Source organism: Hasllibacter sp. MH4015 (assembly GCF_020177575.1).
GTDB lineage: Bacteria > Pseudomonadota > Alphaproteobacteria > Rhodobacterales > Rhodobacteraceae > Gymnodinialimonas.
The window spans coordinates 2,356,601-2,382,481 of sequence record NZ_JAHTBK010000001.1; the positions used below are offsets into that span (position 1 = coordinate 2,356,601).

Annotated in this window: 21 protein-coding genes; 6 read left to right on the forward strand and 15 right to left on the reverse strand. The window is 65.2% G+C overall.

From position 1 onward, the window contains the following. Positions 1 to 25 precede the first annotated feature (25 nt). The 6 genes from KUW62_RS12105 to KUW62_RS12130 form a co-directional block, all read right to left on the reverse strand. Positions 26 to 610 (reverse strand): poly-gamma-glutamate hydrolase family protein, encoded by a 585-nt coding sequence (locus tag KUW62_RS12105; protein ID WP_224815727.1) that lies wholly within the window; start codon positions 608 to 610, stop codon positions 26 to 28. Positions 611 to 637: 27 nt separating this feature from the next. Continuing rightward, entirely contained in the window at positions 638 to 1,588 is a 951-nt protein-coding gene (locus KUW62_RS12110) for a class II glutamine amidotransferase (protein WP_224815728.1), read from the reverse strand. Between the two features lie 285 nt (positions 1,589 to 1,873). Then, entirely contained in the window at positions 1,874 to 3,037 is a 1,164-nt protein-coding gene (locus KUW62_RS12115) for a M20 aminoacylase family protein (protein WP_224815729.1), read from the reverse strand. A gap of 67 nt (positions 3,038 to 3,104) precedes the next feature. Next, positions 3,105 to 4,457 carry an FAD-binding oxidoreductase gene (locus tag KUW62_RS12120; RefSeq protein WP_224815730.1) on the reverse strand — a complete coding sequence of 451 codons (1,353 nt, stop codon included), beginning with the start codon at positions 4,455 to 4,457 and terminating at the stop codon, positions 3,105 to 3,107. Then, a complete protein-coding gene (gene argE, locus KUW62_RS12125; protein ID WP_224815731.1) occupies positions 4,454 to 5,605 on the reverse strand; it encodes an acetylornithine deacetylase in 1,152 nt (383 codons plus the stop codon). The genes KUW62_RS12120 and argE overlap by 4 nt, the downstream gene beginning before the upstream one ends. 4 nt (positions 5,606 to 5,609) lie before the next feature. Continuing rightward, positions 5,610 to 7,454, reverse strand: a complete 1,845-nt coding sequence (locus tag KUW62_RS12130; RefSeq protein ID WP_224815732.1) for an ABC transporter ATP-binding protein — start codon at positions 7,452 to 7,454, stop codon at positions 5,610 to 5,612. 269 nt (positions 7,455 to 7,723) lie between these two features. Between KUW62_RS12130 and KUW62_RS12135 the strand changes: the two genes are divergently transcribed. The 3 genes from KUW62_RS12135 (at position 7,724) to KUW62_RS12145 (ending at position 12,150) form a co-directional block, all read left to right on the forward strand. Beyond that, positions 7,724 to 9,442: a peptide ABC transporter substrate-binding protein gene (locus tag KUW62_RS12135; RefSeq protein ID WP_224815733.1), complete on the forward strand. Its 1,719-nt coding sequence runs from the start codon at positions 7,724 to 7,726 to the stop codon at positions 9,440 to 9,442. A gap of 553 nt (positions 9,443 to 9,995) precedes the next feature. Next, positions 9,996 to 11,018, forward strand: coding sequence for an ABC transporter permease (locus tag KUW62_RS12140; protein WP_224815734.1), 1,023 nt, complete (start codon positions 9,996 to 9,998; stop codon positions 11,016 to 11,018). Positions 11,019 to 11,082: 64 nt separating this feature from the next. Continuing rightward, positions 11,083 to 12,150, forward strand: coding sequence for an ABC transporter permease (locus KUW62_RS12145; protein ID WP_224817107.1), 1,068 nt, complete (start codon positions 11,083 to 11,085; stop codon positions 12,148 to 12,150). 6 nt (positions 12,151 to 12,156) lie between these two features. Here the strand turns inward: KUW62_RS12145 and xseA are convergent, their stop codons facing one another. Together xseA and KUW62_RS12155 are read right to left on the reverse strand one after the other, a co-directional pair. Beyond that, complete coding sequence (xseA, locus tag KUW62_RS12150) at positions 12,157 to 13,734, reverse strand: exodeoxyribonuclease VII large subunit (RefSeq protein ID WP_224815735.1); 1,578 nt, start codon at positions 13,732 to 13,734, stop codon at positions 12,157 to 12,159. Next, positions 13,735 to 14,565, reverse strand: a complete 831-nt coding sequence (locus tag KUW62_RS12155) for a hypothetical protein (RefSeq protein WP_224815736.1) — start codon at positions 14,563 to 14,565, stop codon at positions 13,735 to 13,737. Between the two features lie 61 nt (positions 14,566 to 14,626). Between KUW62_RS12155 and purD the strand changes: the two genes are divergently transcribed. Beyond that, positions 14,627 to 15,892 carry a phosphoribosylamine--glycine ligase gene (gene purD / locus KUW62_RS12160; RefSeq protein ID WP_224815737.1) on the forward strand — a complete coding sequence of 422 codons (1,266 nt, stop codon included), beginning with the start codon at positions 14,627 to 14,629 and terminating at the stop codon, positions 15,890 to 15,892. A 52-nt stretch (positions 15,893 to 15,944) separates the two neighbouring features. Here the strand turns inward: purD and KUW62_RS12165 are convergent, their stop codons facing one another. Next, positions 15,945 to 16,637 carry a D-lyxose/D-mannose family sugar isomerase gene (locus tag KUW62_RS12165; RefSeq protein WP_224815738.1) on the reverse strand — a complete coding sequence of 231 codons (693 nt, stop codon included), beginning with the start codon at positions 16,635 to 16,637 and terminating at the stop codon, positions 15,945 to 15,947. 350 nt (positions 16,638 to 16,987) lie between these two features. On the opposite strand from KUW62_RS12165, the gene KUW62_RS12170 reads away from it, so the two are divergent. After that, positions 16,988 to 18,955 carry a monovalent cation:proton antiporter-2 (CPA2) family protein gene (locus KUW62_RS12170; RefSeq protein ID WP_224815739.1) on the forward strand — a complete coding sequence of 656 codons (1,968 nt, stop codon included), beginning with the start codon at positions 16,988 to 16,990 and terminating at the stop codon, positions 18,953 to 18,955. Positions 18,956 to 18,964: 9 nt separating this feature from the next. On the opposite strand, the gene cobT is transcribed toward KUW62_RS12170, so the two are convergent. Then, positions 18,965 to 19,981 carry a nicotinate-nucleotide--dimethylbenzimidazole phosphoribosyltransferase gene (cobT, locus tag KUW62_RS12175; protein WP_224815740.1) on the reverse strand — a complete coding sequence of 339 codons (1,017 nt, stop codon included), beginning with the start codon at positions 19,979 to 19,981 and terminating at the stop codon, positions 18,965 to 18,967. Between the two features lie 100 nt (positions 19,982 to 20,081). On the opposite strand from cobT, the gene KUW62_RS12180 reads away from it, so the two are divergent. After that, positions 20,082 to 20,822 (forward strand): adenosylcobinamide-GDP ribazoletransferase, encoded by a 741-nt coding sequence (locus KUW62_RS12180; RefSeq protein ID WP_224817108.1) that lies wholly within the window; start codon positions 20,082 to 20,084, stop codon positions 20,820 to 20,822. A gap of 10 nt (positions 20,823 to 20,832) precedes the next feature. On the opposite strand, the gene KUW62_RS12185 is transcribed toward KUW62_RS12180, so the two are convergent. From KUW62_RS12185 to KUW62_RS12205, 5 genes are all read right to left on the reverse strand, one after another. Further along, the gene (locus tag KUW62_RS12185) at positions 20,833 to 21,105 is read right to left on the reverse strand and encodes a glycine zipper 2TM domain-containing protein (RefSeq protein ID WP_224815741.1); all 273 of its coding nucleotides are present in this window, start codon (positions 21,103 to 21,105) and stop codon (positions 20,833 to 20,835) included. Between the two features lie 208 nt (positions 21,106 to 21,313). Next, positions 21,314 to 21,826, reverse strand: coding sequence for a CarD family transcriptional regulator (locus tag KUW62_RS12190; RefSeq protein ID WP_224815742.1), 513 nt, complete (start codon positions 21,824 to 21,826; stop codon positions 21,314 to 21,316). A 288-nt stretch (positions 21,827 to 22,114) separates the two neighbouring features. Next, the gene (gene fdxA, locus KUW62_RS12195; protein ID WP_224815743.1) at positions 22,115 to 22,450 is read right to left on the reverse strand and encodes a ferredoxin FdxA; all 336 of its coding nucleotides are present in this window, start codon (positions 22,448 to 22,450) and stop codon (positions 22,115 to 22,117) included. Positions 22,451 to 22,586: 136 nt separating this feature from the next. Next, positions 22,587 to 22,943 carry an RNA-binding S4 domain-containing protein gene (locus tag KUW62_RS12200; protein ID WP_224817109.1) on the reverse strand — a complete coding sequence of 119 codons (357 nt, stop codon included), beginning with the start codon at positions 22,941 to 22,943 and terminating at the stop codon, positions 22,587 to 22,589. Beyond that, complete coding sequence (locus KUW62_RS12205) at positions 22,940 to 25,861, reverse strand: helicase-related protein (protein ID WP_224815744.1); 2,922 nt, start codon at positions 25,859 to 25,861, stop codon at positions 22,940 to 22,942. The genes KUW62_RS12200 and KUW62_RS12205 overlap by 4 nt, the downstream gene beginning before the upstream one ends. Between the last annotated feature and the right edge of the window lie 20 nt (positions 25,862 to 25,881).

Here is a 25,881-nt window from a genome sequence, read left to right on the forward strand (position 1 = left end):
TCGGAGCCCTTCCTGAACGCCAGCTCTATGTCGGAGTGACCGCCGCTATCCCGGCTCGCACCGCAATGGCGAAGGCGTCCAACGCGGCCGGATGTGCCGCCAAGTGCCGTCGCATCGTGCGGGACAATTCGAGCTGAACCCCCGCGCCCGTCTTCGTGCGATTGCAGATATTGGTCTCGTGCAGGCCGGGAAGGCGCTTGTTACGCTCCGCCCCATAGCCCGCCTCTTCCAGGGCCGCTGAAATCGCATTCCCCGCCTCACGCGCGCGCCCGCCGATCCAGACCTTGTCCGTGCCGTCATCGCGGCGCCCGTGGATCGCCACCGCGAGGGAGGATTGTTCCACGATCTCCAGGGCGCGCGGCTCATCAAACTTGTGGGACGTGATGTGGAAATCGCCGAATGCGCCGGGCTGCAACGCCTCGAACGCATAGAAGGACAGGTCGTCACCCGCGATCGCCTCCGCAATCTCCGCCGTCTCCGGCTCGATCGTTCCGCCATGGGGCGCGAGGATCAGCACCGGGCTACCGCGATCCGTCACGCGGATGCGATACTCCACGCCTTCCGTATTCTCGGCGGCCAGTTCCGCGAAGCTCCCGTACCGGTCGACCATCGCTAAACCCCCGTTTCCAAGCCACGATCAGACATACAGCTTGCGCAATTCCTTGAAGATGCGCCCGTCCGTCCGTCGCAGGAACACGATCTCTCCGAAATTGATATCGACCCAATCCGTGCCGTCATCGGTCAGGGGTTCGGAGGCGAAGATGGCCGAGGTCGCCTCCCCCTCCGGGCAGGGATCGACATCGTAGGAGCCGGTATGCGCCTCGAAATTCTTGCCCATCAACAGGTACATCGGCTCAAGCAACATCGACAGCGCCATGTCCCCCTCTCCGTCCGCCTTCGGTCGCAGATCCTTCCAGTCTCCGCTCACCTCGGTGTTCCCGTCCCGGTCGCATCCGTAATTCACGCCGATGATCCGGTCGGGCGCCACGAGGGCGATTTTCAGCTTGGTCAGCGCCGCGAGGTCCAGCTTGTGCATCGCGTCGCGGATAACCTCCAGAAGCCGCTCGAACGCCGTCTGGACATCGTCGTCCCCTTCTCCCTCCAGCAGCGACAGCAGCAGAACGTACAGGAATTCCGTGTCGGTCGTGCCGCGCATCTGCTTGAGATAGGCGTCCTTGCAATGGGGCAGCAATTCCCGCTGCAACCGGCGCCAATGCGGCAGGCCGCCGTTGTGGGCGATGATCCAGGGCGTGCCCTCGTAGGCGAAGGGATGGCAATTCTCGTCGGCCTGCACGACGCTCGCGTCGTAACCCGACGCCCGTACATGGGCGAGCAACGTGCTGGCCGCGAGGCTGGGGATGATCCCGGTGGCATTGTCGTCGTAAAACGCGGCCTTGGGCCGATGGTAGAGCAGCGGCTCGTCGGGTTTTAGCAGGTGATCACCCCAGATGCCGAAGCCCCAGCCCGCCAGTTGCAGATTGGGGTGAAGTTCTGGGTCGAGGCTTTGGTTGATAAGGCTGTTCTCGGGTTCGAGAAGAAGGCTTTCGACCGGAATTTCCGGCCCGATATAGGCAAGGACTCTGCACATGGTCTCACTTCCCGGACGTGTCGGGACGCGGTGCAGGCGAGTGCCATCCGCGTCCGGGCCTCAAACGACCGGAGGGGTCCCCGGCACACGGCATTCGCAACTCAACGCCGGACCCGGCGCGGGGGTTCCGTCCGGTCAAGCCACAGGGGCGTCAGGGCGCAGCGCCTGCCCTCGCACGCTGGACCCGGCCCAGATAATGAGACGCCCAAGAAAGGTTAAGACGGAACGTTTCTTGTCATGAAACCAAAGACTTAACTCTTATGTGCAACCTTGCACGGCCCGCTCTTACGCCGCCGGCATCCGCCGCTCCACGATCTCCGCCCACCAGCTACATCCCGCCGGGATCGCCTCGTCGTTGAAGTTGTATTTCGGGTGGTGGACCATCGCCGTGTCGCCATTGCCGACCAGGATATAGGCCCCGGGCCGCGCGTTGAGCATGAAGGCGAAATCCTCGCCCCCCATCACCAACGGCGCGTCCATGCAATCGCCCGACACTTCGCGGGCCACGTCAGCGGCGAATTCGGTCTGTTCCTCGGAATTGACCATCACAGGATAGCCGCGCACGTAATTCACCTCGGCCCGTCCCCCGAAGGTCGCCGCGATCCCCTCGCAGATCTCCGGCACGCGCTTGTTGGCGAGGTCACGGTTCTCCTCCGACATGGTACGGACGGTGCCGCGCATCGTGACCGTTTCGGGGATCACGTTGAAGGCTTTCGATTCCGTCTCGAATGACGTGACCGAGACGACGATCTGGCTGACCGGATCGGCGTTGCGCGACGCAATCGTCTGAAGGGCGGTGACGGCATGGGCCGCCATGACGGTGGTGTCGATCACCTCCTGCGGTTTGGCCGCGTGCCCGCCAAGGCCCTTGAACGCGACCTCGAACGTGTCGGTGGCCGCAAAGAACGCACCGGACCGGATCGCAAAGCTGCCCACCGGACGCCCGGGCCAATTGTGCATCCCGTAGACCTCGTCGATGCCGAATTTCTCCATCATGCCGTCATCGACCATTTCCTTGCCGCCGCCGCCGCCTTCTTCCGCCGGCTGGAAAATCACCGCAACCGTGCCGTCGAAATTGCGCGTCTCGGCAAGGTATTTCGCGGCCCCCAGAAGCATTGCCGTGTGCCCGTCATGGCCGCAGGCATGCATCGCACCGGGGGTCTTGGAAGCATAATCGAGCCCGGTATCCTCGAACATCGGCAGCGCGTCCATATCGGCCCGCAGGCCAATCGTGCGCCCGGAATTGTTGGATTTGCCCTTGATGATGCCCACAACGCCGGTGCGCCCGATGCCGCCCACAACCTCGTCGCAGCCGAACGCCTTTAGCTTCTCCTCAACAAGGGCGGAGGTGCGGTGCGTCTCAAACAGGATCTCAGGATGCTCGTGGATGTCGCGGCGCCATTCGGTGATTTCAGGCAGCAGCTCCGCAAAGCGGTTCTTGACCGGCATGACTCTCTTCCCCGTATTGAAATCAATCTGGCGGAGGGTGCCATTGCGACCGGGTCCCTTCAAGGGTTCAAATATTCGGACCCGGTCTTAGGCGGCTGCCGTCCGAAAACCGCGCCATGGCAAACCGGCTCAGGTCGTGACCCGGATCGCGGCCCTGCACCATGTCGGCAAGGATACGCCCGAAGGCGGGGCCGATGCCGAACCCGTGGCCGCACATGCCGGTCGCCACGATCAGGCCGGGGCACGCCGCCACATGGTCCACCACCGGCACCACATCCGGCAGCACGTCGATCATTCCGGCCCACGCGATCTGCTGCGGGACCGATCCGACCTTAGGGTACGCCTGCGCGAAACGGCGCTTCACCTCCGCCACTTTCTCCGCGTTGGGGCTGGGGTTGAGGACGCGCATCCGCTCGAATGGACTTTGTTCGTCCGCCCGCCAATGGCGCGGGGTGGAAAACGCATCGGGGTAGCCGCGCGGGGCGGGCGGGCGCAGATGAACGTCGAATTCCCCGGTGAGGGCCAGTGGCAGATAGCGGCGCAGATGGCGCAACGTGTCGGGGCCAAGGAACAATTCCCCGAAGGCGGCGGGCGCCAGCGTGTAGCCGCCATCGTCACGCGGGCGCATCGCCATGCGATCGTCGACGCAGGCGGTGTTGAGGACTTGCGGCAGCGGCCCGGTGGCCAGTGCCGTGGAACGGACGGAGAGTTGCGGGATGTCCACGCCATGCCGCCGCAGGAACAGCGACGACCACGCGCCGCCCGCCAGCACCACCTGTTCGGCCCGCACCCGGCCCAGTTCCGTGACCACGCCCGTCACCCTTCCCCCTTCGCGGTCAAGCGTGCGCACCGCACAGCCTTCCATCACCACCGCGCCTTCGGCTTCCGCCATCCGCGCCAGTTCGGGGACCGCAACCCACGGCTCCGCCTTCATGTCGGTGGGGGTGTGCAGGGCGCCGATCCAAGGACCGTCCGGGTGGCCCAGACGGTCCTGCATCTGCGCCTGGTCCAGCATCACGGAAGATACGCCGTGGGCGCGCGCCCGGTCGATCCACCGCTGGTAGGAGGCCATGTCGCCTTCATCGCGGGCAAGATACGTGACGCCGATCTGCCGTGTACCGAGCTTGCCGCCCGCCTCCGCATCCAGGTCTTGCCACAGCTCCTGCGCCTCAAGCGCGATCGGCACCTCCGCGATGTCGCGGCCCTGCACCCTGATCCAGCCCCAGTTGCGTGACGATTGCTCGCCCGCGACGCGGCCCTTTTCCAATACGACGACCCGCAACCCGGCCCGCGCGGCAAAAAACGCCGTCGTCACGCCGATCACGCCCCCGCCGATCACCGCCAGGTCGACCGCGTCGGGCAAAGGCGATTTCGGGATCGGGGCGCCGTCGGGGCGGAATTGCGGGATCGTGGCGCTCATGCCAGGTCGGACAGCAGCTTTTCCATGAATTGCTCACCCTGCTGAAACTGGGCGATTTCGATGAATTCGTTAGCCTGGTGCGCCTGTGCGATATCGCCGGGACCACAGACCACGGCGGAATAGCCCGCCGCCTGGAACTGCCCGGCCTCGGTCCCGAAGCTGACCACGCCGCTGGAATTGAGGCCGGTCAGGCGGCGCACGATCATCTCCGCCTCTCCGCCATCCTCGGCGCGCAGGCCGGGCACGTCCCATCGGGGATCGACGCGGATTTCCGCCTCTGGCCGGATCGCCTTCATGCCCGCCTCGATCCGCGCGATCTCGGCCAAGATCTTCTTGCGCCACTCCCCCACATCTTCCGTGGGCAGGCAGCGCAACGACAGGACGAAAACGCAATCCTTGGCGGTGATGTTGTGGGCCGTCCCACCCTCGATCATACCGACATGCAGCGTGGAGAAAGGCGGATCGAAGGGGCTGTCCGGATCGGCATTCGCCGCGCTCATCTCGTTTTGCTCGTTGCACCACTGGATCAGGCGCGCGGCTTCCATGATCGCCGAGACGCCGCGATCCTGGAGCGAGGAATGCACCTCGAACCCGCGGAAATGCAGGTCGAAGCCGGTGCCGCCCTTGTGGCCGTTGATGATGCCCATGGAGGTCGGCTCACCGATGATGGCAAGCGAGGCCTTTGGCAAGTGGTCCTGCATCCGCGCGATCATCGGTGGCGCACCAACGCAGCCCACTTCCTCGTCCCGGCTGAGCGCCAGTTGCAAAGGCCGGGTCACGCCGCGGCGCTTGGCCTCCACCAACGCCCAGATCGCAAGCGCATCGAACCCTTTCATGTCGCAGGTGCCGCGCCCGTAAAGCTTGCCGTCCTTCTCCGTCACCCAGAACGGATCACTGTCCCAGTTTTGCCCGTCGACGGGAACCACGTCGGTATGGCCGGACAGGACGACGCCGCCGGCCTCCTCCGGACCGACATGGGCAAAGATCGACGCCTTCTTGCCGCTGTCGTCATAATCGCGCGCCGTGGCGATGCCATGCCCGTCCAGATAGTCGGCCACCCAATCCACAAGCTCCAGGTTGCTGTCGCGGCTCACGGTGGGGAAGCTGACAAGCTTGTTGATCAGATCGCGGGGGGACAGGACCTGCATCGCGTCAATACCCGCTGTCGGTGGTCAGAACGAAATGTCCGCCCTCGAATTCTTCGTATTCCGATGGGGCGGGGTCGTAATCCAGCGGATGGACCGGGGACGCGATGGGTTTGAAATTCAGGTCCTTGTCCGACTTTCGCTGCGCCGGATCGGCCACGGGGACCGCGCTCAACAGTGCCTTCGTATAGGGGTGGCGCGGGTTCTCGAACACCGCCTGGCGCGGCCCCATCTCTACGATCCGGCCAAGATACATGACGCCGACATCGTGGCTGACCCGCTCAACCACCGCCATGTCGTGGGAAATGAAGAGGTAGGACACGCCCAGTTCCGCCTGCAATTCCATCATCAGGTTCAGCACTTCGGCCTGCACCGACACGTCAAGCGCACTCACCGCCTCGTCCGAGATGATGAGCTTGGGGTTGAGCGCCAGCGCGCGGGCAATCGCGACCCGCTGCCGCTGTCCGCCGGACAATTCGTGGGGGTAGCGCTGCATGTAATCGCGGGGCAATTGCACCCGGTCGAACAGGGACGCAACCTTGTCGGTCCGCTCCTGCGCGCTGAACTTGCCGTAATTCACCAACGGCTCGGCCACCTGCACACCCAGGCGCATCTGCGGGTTGAGCGAGGCGAAGGGGTCTTGGAAAATCATCTGCATGTCCTGACGCGCCCGGCGCAGCGCCGATGGCCCCATGGCGCGGACATCCTCGCCATCCAACTCGATCCGGCCCGATTGCGGCTCCACCAGGCGCAGGATCGAGCGCCCGCAGGTGGATTTCCCGCAGCCGGATTCGCCCACAAGGCTGAGCGTGCGGCCGGCATTCAGCCGCAGGGACACGTCCTCAACCGCGTGAACCTGTGCCACCGTGCGCCGCAGCAACCCGCCCCGCACCGCGAAGCGTGTGACCAGGTTGTCTACCTTCAGAAGCAGCTTGTCCGTCCCCTTGATCGGATCGGTTGCCTTGGACTCACGCCCCAGCAGCTTCATCGGCTCCGGCAAGCTCTTGCCGCGCATCTCTCCCAGCTTGGGGACGGCGGCCAGCAGCGCCTTGGTGTAATCGTGTTGCGGATTGGTGAAGATCTGCTCCACCGGGCCTTCTTCGACCTTGCGCCCCCGGAACATCACGATCACCCGGTCGGCCATCTGGGCCACGACCGACATGTCGTGGGTGATGAAAAGGATGCTCGTCCCCGTCTCATTCTTGAGGCGATTGATGAGCGCCAGGATTTCCGCCTGGATCGTCACGTCAAGCGCGGTCGTCGGCTCGTCGGCGATCAGGATACGGGGCTCGCATGCCAGGGCGATCGCGATCACGACCCGCTGGCGCATGCCGCCCGACAATTCGTGGGGGTATTGCTTGAGCCGACGCTCGGCCTCCGGGATACGGACGAGTTTCAGCAGTTCCAGCGCACGCGCACGCGCCGCCTCCCCGCTCATGTTCTTGTGCTTGCGCAGACCCTCGGTCAGTTGCCGCTCGATCGTGAAGACGGGGTTGAGCGCCGTCATCGGCTCCTGGAAGATCATGCCGATGTCGTTGCCGCGGATGTCGCGCATCGTACCGGCACCCTGGCGGGCCAGGTCGATCGGATGCTCGCCATTGTTGTCGAACATCAACTCGCCGCCCGCGATCCGGCCTCCGCCGAATTCCACCAGCCGCATCAGCGACAGGGACGAGACGGACTTGCCCGACCCCGATTCGCCCACGATGCAGACCGTTTCGCCCGGCTGCACGTCGAACGAGACATCCTCGACCCCAACGACGGTACCGTTCTTCGTCTCGAATTCCACCCGGAGGTTGCGCACCTGCGCGATGGGCTTTCCGGGCGCGGTGTCGGCGGGATGATCCAGCATCTGTTCTCTCTTGTACGGGGGCGGACCCGATGACGGTATGGCCCCGCCCGGATGCTGTCAAATTCTACGACTGCCACCAAATTAAGCATGACGCGACGGCAGAAGGCTTGCATTTTCGCGGCGTTAAGCAAACCATGTGCGCATGCGGCCCTGGGCAGGGTGGTTGCTTGCGACCATCCGGAACCGGGGCCAACATCAGACGAGTGAGCACCGGTAAGGTGACTTTGCCAATCAGAGGCAAGAGCGTCCAACAAGGAGAGACATTCAATATGACACGCAAAATTCTTTTGCTCGGAGCGGCCGCAATGGCCATGGCTCCCATGGCGGCCTGGGCCGACGGGCACCTTGCCCGCGGCGGGTCCGGCCATCTCAACATCATCTACTGGCAGGCGCCTTCGACGCTGAACCCGTATCTGTCGGGCGGCACGAAAGAGGTCGAGTCGGCCTCGCTGGTGCTGGAATCGCTCGCACGCTTCGATGACACGGGCGAAATGGTACCGTGGCTCGCCGCCGAGATCCCGACCGTCGAGAATGGCGGTATTTCCGAGGACCTGACCCAGATCACCTGGCAGCTTCAGGAAGGTGTCCTTTGGTCCGACGGCACGCCGCTGACGGCCGCCGACGCCGTGTTCACCTGGCAATATTGCACCGATCCCGAAGGCGGCTGCGCGCAGGCGTCCTATTTCGATGGTGTGGAAGAGATCGTGGCCGTGGATGACACCACGATCCAAATCACCTTCAACGCGCCGACGCCGTTCCCCTATACCGCGCTCGTCGGTTCGGAGAGCCCGATCATCCAGGCCGCGCAATTCGCCGATTGCATGGGCGCCCGCGCCCCGGAATGCACCGAGGCCAACTTCGGCCCCATCGGCACCGGCCCGTTCGTCGTGACCGAATTCCGTCCCAATGACGTGATCGAATTCGTGGCCAACGACAATTACCGCGTGCCGGATCAGCCGCACTTCGCCTCCGTGACCTTCAAGGGTGGCGGCGATGCGACGGCAGCGGCCCGGTCGGTTCTGGAAACCGGCGAGTTCGACTATGCGTGGAACCTTCAGATCGACCCGACGATCCTCGCGCAGATGGAAGCGCAGGGGAACGGCACGGTCGTGACCGCGTTCGGCACCTCGGTCGAGCGTCTGCACCTGAACCAGACCAACCCCGACCCGGCGCTGGGTGATGCCCGCTCCACCGTCGATGGCGGTCCGCACCCCTTCCTGACCAACCCGATCATCGGTCAGGCCATGTCCATGGCCATCGACCGTTCGCTGCTGGTCGAGGTCGGATACGGTGCCGGTGGTCAGCCCACCTGTAACGTCCTGCCCGCGCCCGCGGCCTATGCGTCGACTGCCAATGATGGTTGCCTCGTGCAGGACATCGAAGGCGCCAACGCGCTGCTTGATGAGGCCGGCATCGTCGACACAGACGGCGACGGCATCCGCGAGTATGAAGGCGTGCCGCTGAGTGTGCTTTACCAGACCTCCACCAACGCCGTCCGTCAGGACACCCAGGCGCTGGTGAAGCAGTGGTGGGCCGAGATCGGCATCGACGCGGAGCTTCGCAACATCGACGCATCCGTGTTCTTCGGCGGCGACCCGGCCTCCCCGGACACCTTCCAGAAGTTCTATGCCGACGTGGAGATGTACACCAACAACTTCGCCGGTGTGGACCCGCAGGCCTACATGGCCAACTGGCGTTGCAGCGAGATCCCGGGCCCCGACACCCAGTGGCAGGGCTCCAACATCCAGCGCTTCTGTGACCCGGCCTACGACGCCCTCGTGGACGAGATGGCCATCACCGCAGACCTGGCCGAGCGTGGTCGACTGGCGATGGAGATGAACGACATGATCATGCAGTCGTACTCCATCATCCCGCTGATCCACCGTGGCGGCGTGTCCGCACACGCCAACTCGCTTGGCGGCATCCGCATGTCCGACTGGGATTCGGAGCTGTGGAACATCGCCGAATGGCACCGCATCCCCGAGTGATGTGAGAAAAAGGCCCGCGCGGGGTGTCTCGCGCGGGCCAACCTCTGCACCTGAAACGATGTATTTTCGCCCGGTTCTTTTGACCTTTGGTCTGCAAGCTTGCTTCGCTGTTTTCCCCGAAGCACTTGGAGCCGAGACATGGCAATGCCAGGCAACAGCATGGACGTCATTGGATGATCCAAGAATTTGGATCCCACTATACGAACTTTTGGCTACGGGTGAATGGGTGATGTCCCCAATAAACTACACGGTGCAATTGTCTGAAAACTTCGAACAGGGGCTGTGGACCTTCGAAGACGATAGCTTCGATGGCGCAGTCGTCGAAGTACACCTAGTAAGATGCGAAAACAATTATCCAACTCATGTCTGCAACAGGAATAGTGTTTTCAGCGATAGCAGCCTGGAAAGTACTGGTCCGCGAGGTTATTCGGTGAGCATCCCCGAAGACGGACAGAGAAGCGCAACAGCCATGGTTCCCGATTCAGATTATCCGGCCTTCATGAACGGACGCTGTTCACTCGTTACCGAAGAACTATCCGGGGGCTAGGAAACAATGCTGACCTACACGATCCGCCGTCTGATCCTTGCGATCCCGACGCTGCTGTTCATCAGCTTCATCATCTTCCTGATCGTGAAGCTGTCGCCGTCTGACCCGACGGCGGGTCTGCCGCTCACTATCCCGCCGGAGGTCCGTGAACAGATTCGTGAAAGCCTCGGCGTCAACGATCCGGTCTTCGTTCAGTATTTCAAATGGCTCAAACTGATGATGTGGGATGAGCCGCTGCATCTGATCGACGGCTGGTTCGGGACTGAGATCGCGCCGGAAGGCCCGCGCATCATCTCCTACCAGACCCGTAGCCCGGTGATGGACCTCATCATGCAGCGGATGCCCCAGACGCTCTGGGTTGTCGGCACGTCCTATATCGTTGGTATCCTGATCGCCCTGCCGCTCGGCATCATCTCGGCCTACAAGCAATATTCGATCTTCGACCAGCTTGGCACGTTCATCTCCATGCTCGGCTTCTCGGTGCCCACCTTCTTCACCGGGGTCCTGTTCATCGTGATCTTCTCCACCTGGATCGACCGCGACAGCATCTTCTGGCTGCCATCGGTCTACGACACGACGCTGGAGGTGGTGGATTGGGACACGTTCGTTCTGCAATTCAAGCAGATGATCATGCCGGTCATGGTCCTGGGTCTGTTCAACGCCGCCCAGATCAGCCGCTACATGCGCGCCTCCATGCTCGACAACCTGAACCAGGATTACGTGCGCACGGCGCGGGCCAAGGGCCTGGGCGAGCGGACCGTGGTCCTTGTCCATGTGCTGCGCAATTCGATGATCCCGGTCGTGACCGTCATCGCGCTCAATGTGCCGGCGGTGTTCGGCGGGGCCATCATCACCGAACAGGTCTTCAAGGTGAATGGGATCGGCCAGCTTCTGATCATCGCGATCCAGGCCGGTGACGTGCCGGTGGTGCAGACGGTCAGCTTCATCTTCGCGGTGCTGATCGTTCTCTTCAACCTTCTGGCCGACATCCTGTACGGCGTGCTTGATCCGAGGATTCGCTATGACTGACCCGGACCGACCGAACCAACCCGTTGCCACCTCCGGTGCCACGCCCGCAGGCGCCGCCCCGGTAATGGAACCCGCAACGCTCGCCGATCCCGGCGTCAGCCGGATGATCCAGGAACGCCCGCCGCGCAATCAGTGGTTCGACGTCTGGGACCAGTTCCGCACCCACAAGGGCGCGGTCTTCGGCTTGGGCTTCTTCATCTTCGCGCTGGCCTTCGTTTATCTCGGCCCGCTGATCTGGACTCTCGACAGCCAGTTCATCGACATCCGCGCCCGCAATTCCGGGCATATGTTCGCCTGCCTCGGCGTTGGCGGCGGCTGGTTCAGCGTGGAGGGGTGGACAAGCTGGTTCCGCGACATGCCCGCCTGTTTCTCCGATCCCGTGGAATTCAGCCGCGCCAACCCGATCTATGGACTGAAACTGACCTGGGCGCATCCCCTGGGGGCGGACCAGTTGGGCCGCGACATGCTGGCCCGGCTGATGTTCGGGGGGCAGACCTCCATCGCCGTGGGGCTGACCGCGATGCTGCTGGCGCTGTTCTTCGGCACGTTGATCGGCGTCGTCGCGGGCTATTTCCAGCGCCTCGACGGGCCGCTGATGCGCCTGACGGACCTGTTCCTTGCCATGCCACTGCTGCCGCTCCTGCTGGTCATCATCATGCTGTTCCGCGATCAGCTGCGCTCCGCGTTCGGGCCGGAGGGCGGGATCTTCGTGCTCATCGTCTTCGTGATCGGCCTGACCTCCTGGATGCAGACCGCCCGCGTCGTGCGCGGCGACGTGCTGGCCTTGAAGGAGCGGGAGTTCGTGCTGGCCGCCAAGTCCATCGGCACGAAACCCAGCGCCATGATCATGCGGCACATCCTGCCTAACGTGATGTCGGCCATCATGGTATCCGCCACCCTCGGCATCGCCAACGCGATCATCACCGAAAGCGCGCTGTCTTTCCTGGGCCTCGGCTTTCCGTCTGACTTCCCCACCTGGGGCCGTATCCTCTTTGACGGCACCGATTGGCTCAGCTCCAATCCGGAGCGGGTGATCTGGCCCGGCATCCTGATCTCGCTGACCGTGTTGTCGGTGAACTATATCGGCGATGGCCTGCGCGACGCGCTCGACCCGCGGATCAGGGGACGCTAAGGCGACCTATAGCAACGTCCCCTGCCCGCCCGTGTCGGGATCGGGTTTTTTCGGTCTTGCCTTGGGCGCGGGCCGCGCCACGGCACCCGTAGGTGTAACGCCCAGGCGTCCATCGGCGAATTCCACCTCCAACGCCCCGTGGCCCGCCGCGTCGGCCTTGGTCGTGACAACGCCCTGCCCCGCGCGCACCACCGCATAGCCGCGCCGCAACGTTTCCGTATAGCCGAGGGTCTGGCGCATCCGGTCAAGCGCGCGCAACCGCTCCAGCCGCTGGTGAAGCGTTGCGTTCGCGACCTGGGACAGGCGCTGGGTGGCGGCGCGGAACCGGTCGTCCATCTGCGCCGTGCGGGCCGCAAGGCGCGCCGGGTCCAGCCGCGCGCTCAATCCCGCCAGATCACGGGCACCTTGGCGGATCAGGCTGCTCAAACGCCCCGCACTCAGACCCGCCGCCCTCTGGCCCAAGGCCAGCCTCTTGCTCGCAACCGCGCGGTCCAGTGACGGGTCCAGCCGCGCCGACAGCCGGTCCAGCCCCGCGCGCGCCTCCTGCGTCCGGCCCTTCAGCGCCGGATCAAGGCGCAGCGCCAACAGATCCAGCCGCTGCCGCGCGGCATCCAATAGCGTGTCCGACCGGGGCAACGCCCGGCCCAGATCGGTCAGCCGCTGCCGCCTTGCCTGCAATCCGCCCGTCACCGCGCGGGTCAAGATCCCGTCCTGCTGGCGCACCCAATTCAACATGTCCATGCGCACCGGCACGGCCTTCTCCGCCGCACCGGTGGGCGTCGGCGCCCGGTAATCGCTGGCGTAGTCAATCAGGGTCGTGTCGGTCTCGTGCCCCACGGCGGAGATCAGCGGAATGTCAGATTCCGCCGCCGCGCGCACCACCGCCTCCTCGTTGAACCCCCACAGATCCTCCAGCGAGCCACCGCCCCGCGCCACGATCAGCAGATCCGGGCTCGGCACAGCGCCCCCCGGCGTCAGCGCGTTGAACCCCCTTATCGCATTCGCCACTTCGGGGGCGCATTTCTCCCCCTGCACGGCGACGGGCCAGATCAGCACCTTGCGCGGGAACCGGTCCCTCAGGCGGTGCAGAATGTCCCGGATCACCGCACCGGAGGGCGATGTGACGACGCCAATCACCTCCGGCAGGAACGGCAGGGGCTTCTTGCGCGCATCGTCGAAAAGACCCTCCGCCGCGAGCGCCGCCTTGCGCTTTTCCAGCATCGCCATCAGCGCGCCAACGCCCGCCGGGCGGATATCGTCAATGACCAACTGGTATTTCGATTGGCCGGGGAACGTCGTGATGCGGCCCGTTGCGATCACCTCCATCCCCTCTTCCGGACGGTGGGCCATGCGCGTGGCGACACCCTTCCAGATCACGCCCGCCAGAACGCTGCGATCGTCCTTTAGGTCGAGGTAGATATGACCCGAGCGTGGCAGGCTCAGCCGCCCGATTTCCCCTCTTACCCGAACGTGTGAAAACGCGCCTTCGACCGTCCGCTTCACCGCGCCGGAGATTTCCGAGACGCTGAATTCCGGGGCATTGCCGGGGGTCGCGGCCCCCTCGTCGTCGATCAGGTCATCCATTCAGTCGCCCCCGCATCCACCGCATCCGCCGCCGTCATTGCCGCCACCGCTATCATCGCCGAAAAACCAGGCCGCAAACCCGCCCGAGGTCTTTTTGTCCGCGCTGCCAGACGTGCTTCGATCATCGTTCCCGTCGCGGCGGCCCCGTCCGCCCCGGCTTCCGCCGTCGCCGTTCTCCCCGAACCAGACCTCCCCGTCGCGCTCCATCCGTTCCCGGCGGTTCCGCCGCCGCCTGCGTGGCGTGAGCAATACAAACAGAAACGCCACGCCGGTCACGGCGGTCAGGATCACCAGGATCGGTGTGGGATCGGTCATCACCAGGTACAGGCTGACCAGGAACAGCGCCAGCGTGATGAAAACGGGGGAGGCAACACCCGCCCCCGTCTCGTCCTGCACCAACCGCCTGCGCCGCCGCCGCACGGTCGCATCGTCGCGCCCCCAGATATCCGCCGGCGGCTCGATCCCGAATTCCGCCTCATAAAGCGCCTTGGTGGCGGCGAATTGATCGCGGTAACGCGGCATCTCCTCCTCGCCCGCGCAAGGCTGGTGGTGAACCGGCCTCCCGATCACGTTCGGGCACAGATCCTCCCAATAGTCCCGCGTGAAGGTCAGGTGCATGTGCCACGCGGCATCGATGATCCGGCTTGGCGTGACCTGCCTGTCGCTCACCTGGGTGAGGTAGAGGAAGCGGCGATATTCCTCGATCACGCGCGCGGTGAAGGCCGCGCTCCACCCTTCTGCGCGCGCAAGCTTCACGGAATAGGGCGCGCTGCCATGGCCCTTGTCGAAGGCGAAGTCGGTCAGCCTTGCCCAAAGCTCCGGGTTTCGCATGTTGTGCGCCCCTCATCTGCTCGTTATGCGTTGGCGCAAGCATAGCAGGGAGGTGCGGCCTTTGAACATCCTCATCCTTGGGTCCGGTGGGCGCGAACACAGCCTCGCCTGGGCCGTCTTGCAGAACCCCAAATGCGACCGCCTGATCGTGGCGCCGGGCAATGCCGGGATCGCCCAAATCGCGGATTGTTCAAGCCTGGATGTGGAAAACCCTGCCGCCGTCTGCGAATTCGCGGCGGAAAACTCCATTGATTTCGTGATCGTAGGCCCCGAAGCTCCCCTCGCCGCCGGTGTTGTGGATATGTTGAGGGATGCGGGCTTTCTGGCATTCGGCCCGACGCGGGATGCGGCGCAGCTCGAGGCATCCAAGACTTTCACCAAGGAGGTGTGCGATGCGGCGGGCGCACCCACCGCCGCCTGGGCACGGTTCACCGACGCCGCCACGGCCCGCGCCTATATCCGGGAGCGTGGTGCGCCGATCGTCGTGAAGGCCGATGGCCTCGCCGCCGGCAAAGGTGTGACTGTCGCCATGGACGTGGACGCGGCCCTCGCCGCAATCGACGACATGTTCAGCGGTGCCTTCGGCGCGGCGGGCGCGGAGGTGGTGATCGAGGAGTTCATGGGCGGGGAGGAGGCGTCGTTCTTCGTGCTCTGCGATGGCGAGACTTGCCTGCCCATCGGCACCGCGCAAGACCACAAACGCGCCTTTGACGGGGATGCGGGGCCAAACACCGGCGGCATGGGCGCCTATTCCCCCGCCCCAATCCTGACCCAGGCCCTGCAAGACAAGGCGATGGCCGAGATCATCGAACCGACGATGGCGGAAATGGCCCGGCGCGGCGCGCCCTATACCGGCGTGCTCTATGCCGGATTGATGATCGCGGACGGCCAGCCCCGGCTCGTGGAATACAATGCCCGCTTCGGCGATCCGGAATGCCAGGTGCTGATGATGCGCCTTGGCGGACAGGCCCTCGACCTCATGCTGGCCTGCGCCGAGGGGCGGTTGTCGGACGCGCAGGTCAACTGGGCCGACGACCACGCGATGACCGTGGTGATGGCGGCTAGAGGTTACCCCGGCGCTTACGACAAGGGCAGCGTGATCAAGGGCTTGGGCGAACTTCCGGAGACGTCGTCGGAAATGGTCTTCCACGCCGGGACCACCGCGAAGGACGGCGCGATCACCGCCACCGGTGGCCGCGTGCTGAACGTCACGGCGCGGGGGCCGGACCTGCAATCGGCCCGCGATCTGGCCTATTCCATGGCCGACCGGATCGACTGGCCGGAGGGCTTTTTCCGCAAAGATATCGGCTGGCGGGCGCTGGAATAACCTGCGGGCGCATTTCGCGTGGCCCTGCGAAAAGCAGTCTTCGCGCCAGTCCTCACCGCGCCTCGATCCAGGCCCCGTAATCCGACGCCAGAAGATGGGTCGGTGCCACGTCTTCCTCGATCTCCGCGAAACGTCCGATCGGCTCCCGGAACCAATTGTCGGTCTCGTCATTGTTGACCGTCGATACTTCCCCGATCAGCACGTCACCGCCCTCGCCCCAGAAAGCGTGCCAATCGCCGGGCATCAGCGTCACGCTTTCACCGGGCCGGAACAGCAGCACCTCTCCGGGCTTGAACCGCCGCGCTATCCCGTCGCACATCACCACGCCGCCTGCCTCCGGATCGCAGGACCCGTCGGGGGCGGAGCCGAATAGCTCGATGGCCAAACTCGCCCCGCCGCGGTTGATGATATCCTCCGCTTTCAGATAGTGGCGGTGCATCGGGCTGATCTGATCCTTGTTTGAAATCAACAGCTTCTCCGCATAGCACATGCCGCCACCCGCCTGCAGGTCGCTCAGCCGCCCGTTGCGCAAGGTGAACAGGAACAACCCCAATTCATCGTATTTGCCCTGCCCGTAATCGGTGATGTCCCAGCCAAGCCGCCCCTCGAACACCGCGCGCGCCACGTCGCGCTTCTCCGCCATCTCCTCCGGCGTCCAATAGGCAAAGGGCGGCAGGACAAATCCAAACGACCGGATGAAGTCATCCGCCTCCGCCATAATCTCGTTGATCCGTGACCGTTTCATCCATTCCCCTCCCGCGATGCCCGTCCCAGATCACCCGGCAACACGTCCAAGACAAGTCCCTTTTCCCCGAAACGAACCGAAACCCGCCCTCTTTGCTTCCGAAATACCTCGGGGGGCGCCCTTCAGGGCGCGGGGGCCGCGCCCCCTCCGACCCCTGCCACGAAAACCGCCGGCACTATGGCGCGCCCGCCGAGCGCGCAGCGCGAGGCCCCCGGCGATGGCGCAGCCAGCGCAAGCGCGCACGCGCACCCGGATCCTCAACTCATTGCGCCCCCGCCCCATTCCCTCCTCGCCCGTTCCGGCCCCAACGGCTAAGCTCCCCCCAGCGCAACCGCAAATCGGATCCCTCCATGGAAGAAACCCTCCTCCAGGCCGTCATCTATCTCGGCGCGATGCTGATCGCGGTGCCGATTTCCGTGCGCTTCGGCCTTGGCTCGGTCCTGGGCTACCTTCTGGCGGGCATCGCCATCGGCCCCGTCCTCGGCCTTGTCGGGTCCGAAACACAGGACCTGCAACATTACGCGGAATTCGGTGTCGTCCTGATGCTGTTCCTGATCGGGTTGGAGCTTGATCCCCGCGCGCTGTGGGACATGCGCAAGCGGCTGCTCGGGATGGGCGGCAGCCAGATCGCCCTGTCGATCGTCGTCCTTTCGGGCGGCGCCGCGGTGCTGGGTCTGGCGACACCCCTTGCCTTTGCCGTGGGGATCACGCTCGCCCTGTCCTCCACCGCGATCGTGCTGACGACCCTGACCGAGAAAGGGCTGATGCCCACCCCAGGCGGGCGCGGCGCGTTCTCCGTCCTGCTGACCCAGGATATCGCCGTCATTCCCGCGCTGGCGATCCTGCCGCTTCTGGCCACCGGAGCGGCGATGCGCTTCACCGAGGACGGCTCGATCCACCGCGCGGCGGATGAGGAGCATCACTCCATGTCCCTGGTCGAAGGGCTGCCGGCCTGGGGCGTCACCCTCGTGACGCTCGCCGCCGTGGCGGGGATCATCCTGGCCGGGCGCTACGTGATCCCGCACCTCTTCCGCATCGTTCACACGGCCCGCCTGCGCGAATTGTTCACCATCACCGCGCTGACCATCGTGATCGGCATCGCGGACCTCATGCTGCTGGTCGGCCTCTCCCCCGCCCTCGGCGCGTTCCTCGCCGGGGTCGTGTTGGCCAATTCGGAGTTCCGGCACGAGCTCGAGGCCGATATCGAACCCTTCAAGGGCCTCTTGCTGGGGCTTTTCTTCATCACCGTGGGCGCGGGCATCAATTTCGGCACGCTCTTCGGGATGCCGTTCCTGATCATCGGGCTGACGCTGGCCGTGATGCTGCTCAAGGGGCTTGTGCTTTACGGCATCGCGCGGGTTGCGCGCCTCCAGGGTCGGGACCGGTGGCTCTTTACCCTTGGCCTGGCCCAGGCCGGGGAATTCGGCTTCGTCCTCGTGGCATTCGGGGTGCAGCAGGCGGTTTTCCCCGATCGCATCGCCGAAATCCTGTTGCTTGTCGTGGCGCTGTCGATGCTGCTGACCCCGCTCAGCTTCATCCTTTACGAACGGATCGGCACCCGCTTCACGGAGGAGGCCGATGATGGCCCGCAACACGACGAGATCGACGATGAGGCCCCGGTCATCATCGCGGGCATCGGACGGTTCGGGCAGGTCGTGAACCGCATGGTGCGCGGCGCGGGCTACAAGACCGTTGTGCTCGACGCCAATCTCGACGTGATCCGCCAGATGCGCCGCTTCGGCCTGAAGGGCTTCTTCGGCGATCCGACGCGCCCGGAATTGCTGAAGGCGGCGGGGTTGGAGACGGCCAAGGTCCTCGTGGTGGCGGTCGACAACAAGAAATCCGCGGTGCAGCTTGTGCGCTTCGCCAAGCGACAGCGCCCGGACCTGTCGGTGGTCGCCCGCGCCCATGACCTCTTGCATGTCTATGAACTCTACGAGGCCGGCGCCGACCATATCGTGCGGGAGATGTTCGATGCCTCGCTCCGGGCCGGGCGCTACGTGCTGGAGGATATGGGCCTGACCGATTACGAGGCGCACGAGATGGAGATCGCGTTCTACCGCCACGACCGCCAGAACCTGCGCGCCCTGGCGGAGGTCTGGAAGCCCGGCGTGCCAGTCACGGAAAACGCCGAATACATGCGCCTGACACGAGAGATGAGCGACAATCTCGAAAGCATGCTGGCCACCCAGCTCGACCAGATGGCTGAGGAGGCAGATGGCACCAGCGCCACCGAACGCTCCCGCGGCGATGCCGGGGCGCTGTCGGGGCTGGGGCGCGGCGGCGTGCCGCGCCGCCCCGGCGGATCGGGCGGTTAACCGGGCGGATCAGCCGTCCGCAACGCCCGCTTCCGCGAAGCTCGCCATACCCGAATGGCAGGCCACGGCCCCTTTCAGGATCTGGATCGCCAGGGCCCCGCCCGAGCCTTCGCCCAGACGCAGGCCCAGGTCCAGAAGCGGCGCCTTGCCCAGTTCATGCAACAGCTTGCGGTGCGCCTGTTCGGCGGAGGCATGGCCCGCAATCGCGTGATCCAGCGCACCGGGGACCGCGCGGTCCAGCGTGGCGGCGGCGGCGGTACAGATGAACCCATCGAGGATCACCGGAATCCCCTCCACCCGCGCGCGCGCAATCGCGCCCGCCATGCCCGCCAATTCGCGCCCACCCAGGCAACGCAACGCCTCCAGCGGATCGTCGGCAGCGCCGGGATTGGCCGCCAATCCTTCCGCCGCGACGCGGGACTTCAGGGCCACGCCGTCGGCATCGACGCCGGTGCCCGCGCCCGTCCAATCCTCCGCCGCGCCGCCAAACAGCGCCAGCGCAATCGCCGCGCCCGAGGTCGTGTTGCCGATCCCCATCTCGCCCACGACCAACAAATCGGCCGCGTCGTCGACAGCGTTCCATCCCGTGGCGATGGCAGCCATCACGTCCTCCTCGGACATGGCGGGGCCCTTGGTAAAATCTTCCGTCGGGCGGTCGAGCTCGATCGGGTGGACCGACATGTTGGCGCCTGCCAGATCGCTCAACTGGTTTATCGCCGCCCCACCGGCGGCAAAATTGGCGACCATTTGCACCGTGACCTCGGCCGGAAAGGCGCTGACGCCCTGGGCGGCGATCCCGTGATTGCCCGCAAAGACAAGCACTTGCGGGTCTTCGATCCGGGGTCGCGCATTCCCGCGCCAGGCCGCGTACCAGATCGCGATCTCCTCCAGCCGACCAAGGGCGCCGGGGGGTTTTGTCAGAACGGCATTGCGCGCCTCCGCCGCCTCGCGGGCGGCACGTTCGGGGGCGGCGGCCCTTTTCAGGGCGTCTTTCAGGTCGGCGAGGGTGCGGGGCGTGTCTGTCATGATCTGGGCATCTCTTGCGCAAATGGGTCGCTTTGGTGTTTAGCGGATGGGACGCGCACCGACCTGCGACAGAATTGCCTCTCTGAGGGTGGAAACCGACATGGCCGTGATCGAGCCGCGCGACCTGATCCGCGCCGCCCAACTCCTGACCCGCCTGCCCCTGCCCGGCGGCGACGGCGCGCGCGCGGCAACGGCGTCCTGGGCGTGGCCCATTGTTGGCGCTGTGGTGGCGGCCTTGCAGATCGCGATCGGCGTTGCAGCCCTTGCCGTCCTACCCGCGCCCGTTGCGGCAGGCCTTGCACTGGCCGCGGGGCTGATCGTGACCGGCGCGCTCCATGAGGACGGGCTGGCCGATTGCGCGGACGGGTTCTGGGGCGGACACACGAAGGAACGGCGGCTGGAAATCCTGAAGGACAGCCGCGTGGGCAGCTATGGGGTTCTGGCGATGATCGTGGCGCTCGGGCTCAGATGGGCCTTGCTGACCGCGCTTCTGCCCGTGGCCCCGCTGGCGCTCGTGACCGCGGCGATGCTCAGCCGGGCGGGGATGGCGGCGCTGATGGGCTGGATGGAGTTCGCGCGGGCGAGCGGGCTTGCGGCCCATGTCGGGCGGCCGCCGCTTCTGTCGGTCTCGGTGGGGATCGGCTTGGCGCTCGTGGCTGCCGCGCTGGCAGTGGGCCTCGCGGCGGCCCTCGTCGCCGCGCTTGTCGTCGCATGTACCTGCGCGGGCGTCGCCGCCATCGCCCGGGCCAAGATCGGCGGGCAGACGGGGGACGTGTTGGGCGCGGCGCAGGTCCTGGGCGAAATTGCCGCCCATGCGACCTGCGCCGCGCTGGTTCTCTAGTCAGTCGCGATCAGCAGGCGCCGACGCGGTAGGTGCCGTCACCGTTGGAATAGGCGCACTGACCGGTCTGCGTGTTGCGCGCAACCTGCGTACCGATGGCCGCACCGGCAACGGTCGACAGGATCGTCCACTGCGGGTTGGCGTCGAACGCGCTTGCGACCAGAAGGCCGGCACCGGCGCCGCCCAGAAGGCCGAGGTTGGAGCGGTCCTGCGGCGACAGCGGCTGGCACGCGGAAACCGCAATGGCGGCAATCAGCAACACGGGGGCAAAGATCTTCTTCATAAGGGGTCTTCCTTTCCAGTTCCGGGCCTTCCGGCCCATCGTTAAACGTTCCACGTTTCCCTTGGGTTCCGTACTAGCACAATAAAAAACCCGCCGCGAGGGCGCGGCGGGTCAGGAAACCCGTAACAGGTTTGTGAGCAATTTCCCGCCTTCAAGGCGCGAAAACCGGCAATCTCGGCGCGGAACGATATCCCGGTCGCAGCCGACCTTAAGCCGCGCGCTTGGTCAGGACCTCGCCCACATGGGCGGCCGCCCCGGCCTCGTCGATGCCTTTCACGGCAGCCAATTCGCGGGTCAGACGCTCCAACGCAGCCTCGTAAAGCTGACGCTCGGAATAGCTCTGCTCGCGCTGGTCATCGGCGCGGTGCAGGTCGCGCACCACTTCGGCGATGGAAATCAGATCCCCGGAATTGATCTTCTGCTCGTATTCCTGGGCGCGGCGCGACCACATGGCGCGTTTCACGCGGGCCTTGCCTTTCAGGGTATCGAGCGCCTTGGACACCACCGCCGGATCGCTCAGCGGGCGCATGCCCACCTCGGTCGCCTTGGCGGTCGGCACGCGCAGGGTCATCTTGTCCTTCTCGAACGCGATGACGAAAAGCTCCAGGTTCAGCCCGGCCACTTCCTGCTCCTCGATCGACACGATCTTGCCCACGCCGTGGGCGGGATAGACAACGAAATCATTGGGGCCGAAGGGCATTGCTTTGCGGGCTTTGGTCATGGGCTGTCTTCCTCTTCAGCGCCCCGGTCGGGGCAATATACAGGCGTCAAAAACACCCGCGGCAAGCAAAGGCTCCCCGTTGGCGTTCGTTTCTTCCGTGGATGAGAATTGCGGGGTTTCCCCAGCAGCAGTCCCGAATACGGCATAGACGTTGCCATATACATAGCACGAATCGCACCTGTTTTAAAGTTCGCGCTGCGCCGAAGTGGCTGCGACCCTTAAAAATATGGGCAATGGGCTTCGGTCAGGCAGGCTTACCCATCGGGCAGCCCTGTCCGAATCGGGGGTTTATCCCCCTTCGCCCGGCGATTCGGAGAACAGCTCCATCTTGCCGTCCTTGCCGTCCATTTCCTCGGCGGTGGGCAAGGGATCTTTCTTGGTGATGATCACCGGCCAAAGCTCCGAATACTTCCGGTTGAACTCCACCCACTTTTCCATGTCCGGCTCCGTGTCGGGCCGGATCGCGTCGGCGGGGCATTCGGGTTCGCAGACCCCGCAATCAATGCATTCATCGGGGTGGATGACCAGCATGTTCTCGCCCTCGTAGAAGCAATCGACGGGGCAGACTTCCACGCAATCGGTGTATTTGCAGGCGATGCAGGCGTCGTTGACGATATAGGTCATGGGCGGGTCCGAAACGTTGTATTGGCAGGTCTGCTACGGCAGCGACAGGGGGGATGCAAGGCGGCGAAATCGCCGCGTCACGGGATTGTAAGGTGGGTGTAAACGAAACTGGACAGGTCGCCAAGCGACCCGCGCGTCATTCGCCGTCGCGCCACGCCTCCATATCGCGGCGATCCTTCTTGGTGGGTCTTGGGCCGACACGGGGGGCGACCGGCTCCGCCTCGGGCGTCAGATCGGTATAGAGCGTCTGCGCTTCCGGGGCCGGTCCGCGCCGTTTCGCCAAGCCCTCGATCCGGATCACCCGGATCTGGCGGCCCTGGGCGAAGGTCAGCACATCGCCCGCACTGACCTGCGTCGCGGTTTTGGAGACCTTTTCGCCGTTCACGCGCACCGCACCGTCGCCCACCAGGCGCGCGGCGAGGCTGCGGGTCTTGAAGAACCGCGCCTGCCACAACCATTTGTCGAGGCGATCTTTCGGGGCCGCCTCGCTCAGGTCTTGTCCTTGAGCGCGGCCAGCGCCGCAAAGGGATTGTCGGGATCGACCTTGTCCGATTTCTCGGGCTTGAACGTGTAGGTCTTCGGCTTGGTGTCGCGCTCGCCACCTTGGCGCTTGCCGCCCTTGCCACGGTCGTTGCGCTTGCCGCCGCCCTTGCCGCCCTCGTTGCGCTTGCCCTTGGGCGCGCCGCGTTGTCCACCGTCCTCGCGGCGCGGACGGGCCGCCCCCCGGCCCCGCGGGGCCCAAGTGAAGGTATAGAACACCTCCATCTCCGGCGCTGTGTCTTGCGGGGTGTCGTCGGCGGGCGCGGCGACCGTTTCCGGCGCGGGCTCGCCAACGTCTTCAGCGGCCGGTTCAGGGGCAGGTTCCGGCGCGGCTTCCCTCGCTTCAGCACCTTCGACCGCATCACCGGGAAGATCCTGCAAGAGGGTCTCATCCGCGCCTTCGGGGGCGGTCGATGCCGCGGGCTCCGCACCCTCCTCGGGCTTCGGCGCGGCGTCCGTGGTCTTCGGGGCCTCGGGCGCGGCCTTCACCTTCACCCGCTCGCCCTTTTCGGCCTTGTATCCCAACCCACCCATCAGATCGGCGAATTGCTCCAGCGTCAGGCCCGAGATCGACAGCATGTCCGGGTTCGCTTCGAACCCCGCGCGGCTGTTCTCGTTGCGCAGAAGGTCGGCCAACCGCTCCAGCATGTCGATGCGGATCGCGCGCTGGCCTGCGGGCTTGTATCCCGCCATCGTCGCGTGGCCTTCCGGCGCTGCGGGATCGACGGGGATCGTCACCAGGCCCGGCGGCGGGCTGTCGGGGAAGACGTCGATGCCCTTCCACAGGCCCCACATCACCAGGCGCAACCGGGTCGGCGCGGGCTTCAGCAAGGCAGGCAGGAAGATCGTGTATTGCCCGAATCGGACGCCATGCTTGCGCAACAGGCCGCGCGCCTCTTGGTCCAGCGCCTTCACGTCCTCGGCAATCTCGCCGCGCGGCACGATGCCGAAATTCTCCAGAAGCTGGAACGCCACGCCGCGCGCCAGCCCCGTCACACCTTCGTCGCGCGACATCGCCAGCAACGGCTCGAACTGTGCGGCGATGCGGCGGTCGATGAAATGCTGCAACCGGCGCTGGACCTTCTGGACCACCTCTTCCCCGGCCTCTTCGTCAACGAAGGCCTCGGGCACCGGCTTCATCGCCTCATCGCCCTTGGTCAGCTTGCCCACGGCCAGTTCACCCCACATCAACCCGCCCTGCTCGGTCAGGTCGAACTCGGTGTCCGGCGCGTTGTACATCCGGTCCGCGCGCAGGTGGAATTCCGGCTTCAACGCCGCCAGCGCCGCCTGCTTGAGCGTCTTGGCCTCGTCGGGAGAGGCGGTTTCATCCTGGCGGAAGCGGAATCCCTCGATCCGACCCAGCACCTGGCCCTCAACACTCACTTCACCCTGGTCGTTCACGTCAGCCACAAGGCTCTCCCTCTGCTTCAACCGGCGAAGCAAAACGCTTGTCCGCCGGTCGACAAATCTTTGTGTCAGCGCAGTGTGAAGCGCGTCTGACAGTCGGTCTTCTACGGCACGTGTCTCTCCGCGCCAATGGGCAACATCGTCCACCCACCCGTTCCGCTGCGCCACATAGGTCCAGGTGCGGATATAGGCCAGCCGTTTCGACAAGGTGTCGATATCGCCCTGGGGCCGGTCGATGCGTTTGACCTGCCGGGCCAGCCAATCGTCCGGGACGCGGCGGGTCTCGTGCAGGAATTCGAAGATCCGGCCCAGAAGCTCCGCATGTTCCGCGTGGCTGATGCCCCGAAAATCCGGAATGCGGCAGACATCCCACAACAGCCGCACGGCGCGCGCATCGCCCAAGCGCTCCGCAATCTCGGGGCGTGCGCTGATCGCCTTGAACGCGCCCAGATCATCGGCCTGACGCGCCTTTTGCAGCCATTCGTCCCGGGTACCCTCGTCGAGAGAGGCGATCAGCCGGTCGGCCGATCCGAAATCGAGGTCCGAGTTGCGCCACATGACCTTGCGCACCGGCGCGAAGCGGTGGTTCACAATCGCCTCCGCCACCTGGTCGTCCAGCAGCGGCGCCTCCCCTGTCACCCCGAAGGAGCCGTCGGCGGTATGCCGCCCCGCGCGCCCCGCGATCTGCGCCAACTCGTTGGGCCAAAGGTCGCGCATCTTGCGCCCGTCGAATTTGCGCAGGCCCGAAAACGCCACGTGCTTGATGTCGAGGTTCAGGCCCATCCCGATGGCGTCGGTCGCGACCAGCACGTCCACGTCGCCATTCTGGTACAACTCCACCTGTGCGTTGCGCGTACGTGGGGACAGCGCGCCCATCACCACCGCCGCACCGCCCTTCTGGCGGCGCAGCAATTCGGCGGTGGCATAGAGGTTCTCAACCGAAAACCCCACAATGGCGCTGCGTCCGGGCATCCGGCTTATCTTTTTCGAACCTGCGTACACAAGCTGTGAAAAACGTTCGCGGCGCAGGAATTCCGCCCCCGGCACCAGCGCGGCGATGGCGTTTCGCATCGTATCCGCGCCCATGAACAGCGTCTCGTGCAGGCCGCGGGCATAGAGCAACCGGTCGGTGAAGACATGCCCACGCTCGGGATCGGCGCAAAGCTGGATCTCGTCGATGGCCACGAAATCCGCGCCGTTTTCCAGCGGCATCGCCTCCACCGTGCAGACCCAATATTGGGTGCGCGGCGGGACGATCCGTTCCTCCCCCGTGACCAGAGCCACGACGGACGGCCCCCGGATCGCGACGATCTTGTCATAGACCTCCCGCGCCAGAAGACGCAGCGGCAGGCCGATGACGCCGGTGCGGTGGGCCAGCATCCGGTCGATGGCGTAGTGGGTCTTGCCGGTATTCGTCGGGCCCAGAACGGCGGCAACGCGACCCCGGCCTCCAAGATCCTTCATCGGTCGAATGATCCTTCTTC

Excerpts from the sequence above, each read along its gene's own strand:
- KUW62_RS12120 (WP_224815730.1), bottom strand. The coding sequence starts at position 4,457 with ATGAGCGCCACGATCCCGCAATTCCGCCCCGACGGCGCCCCGATCCCG.
- fdxA (WP_224815743.1), bottom strand. The coding sequence starts at position 22,450 with ATGACCTATATCGTCAACGACGCCTGCATCGCCTGCAAATACACCGAT.
- KUW62_RS12130 (WP_224815732.1), bottom strand. The coding sequence starts at position 7,454 with ATGCTGGATCATCCCGCCGACACCGCGCCCGGAAAGCCCATCGCGCAG.
- KUW62_RS12115 (WP_224815729.1), bottom strand. The coding sequence starts at position 3,037 with ATGCCGGTCAAGAACCGCTTTGCGGAGCTGCTGCCTGAAATCACCGAA.
- argE (WP_224815731.1), bottom strand. The coding sequence starts at position 5,605 with ATGCAGGTCCTGTCCCCCCGCGATCTGATCAACAAGCTTGTCAGCTTC.
- xseA (WP_224815735.1), bottom strand. The coding sequence starts at position 13,734 with ATGGATGACCTGATCGACGACGAGGGGGCCGCGACCCCCGGCAATGCC.
- KUW62_RS12205 (WP_224815744.1), bottom strand. The coding sequence starts at position 25,861 with ATGAAGGATCTTGGAGGCCGGGGTCGCGTTGCCGCCGTTCTGGGCCCG.
- KUW62_RS12140 (WP_224815734.1), top strand. The coding sequence starts at position 9,996 with ATGCTGACCTACACGATCCGCCGTCTGATCCTTGCGATCCCGACGCTG.
- KUW62_RS12185 (WP_224815741.1), bottom strand. The coding sequence starts at position 21,105 with ATGAAGAAGATCTTTGCCCCCGTGTTGCTGATTGCCGCCATTGCGGTT.
- KUW62_RS12170 (WP_224815739.1), top strand. The coding sequence starts at position 16,988 with ATGGAAGAAACCCTCCTCCAGGCCGTCATCTATCTCGGCGCGATGCTG.
- KUW62_RS12105 (WP_224815727.1), bottom strand. The coding sequence starts at position 610 with ATGGTCGACCGGTACGGGAGCTTCGCGGAACTGGCCGCCGAGAATACG.
- KUW62_RS12155 (WP_224815736.1), bottom strand. The coding sequence starts at position 14,565 with ATGCGAAACCCGGAGCTTTGGGCAAGGCTGACCGACTTCGCCTTCGAC.
- KUW62_RS12165 (WP_224815738.1), bottom strand. The coding sequence starts at position 16,637 with ATGAAACGGTCACGGATCAACGAGATTATGGCGGAGGCGGATGACTTC.
- KUW62_RS12145 (WP_224817107.1), top strand. The coding sequence starts at position 11,083 with ATGGAACCCGCAACGCTCGCCGATCCCGGCGTCAGCCGGATGATCCAG.
- KUW62_RS12135 (WP_224815733.1), top strand. The coding sequence starts at position 7,724 with ATGACACGCAAAATTCTTTTGCTCGGAGCGGCCGCAATGGCCATGGCT.
- cobT (WP_224815740.1), bottom strand. The coding sequence starts at position 19,981 with ATGACAGACACGCCCCGCACCCTCGCCGACCTGAAAGACGCCCTGAAA.
- KUW62_RS12110 (WP_224815728.1), bottom strand. The coding sequence starts at position 1,588 with ATGTGCAGAGTCCTTGCCTATATCGGGCCGGAAATTCCGGTCGAAAGC.
- KUW62_RS12190 (WP_224815742.1), bottom strand. The coding sequence starts at position 21,826 with ATGACCAAAGCCCGCAAAGCAATGCCCTTCGGCCCCAATGATTTCGTT.
- KUW62_RS12180 (WP_224817108.1), top strand. The coding sequence starts at position 20,082 with ATGGCCGTGATCGAGCCGCGCGACCTGATCCGCGCCGCCCAACTCCTG.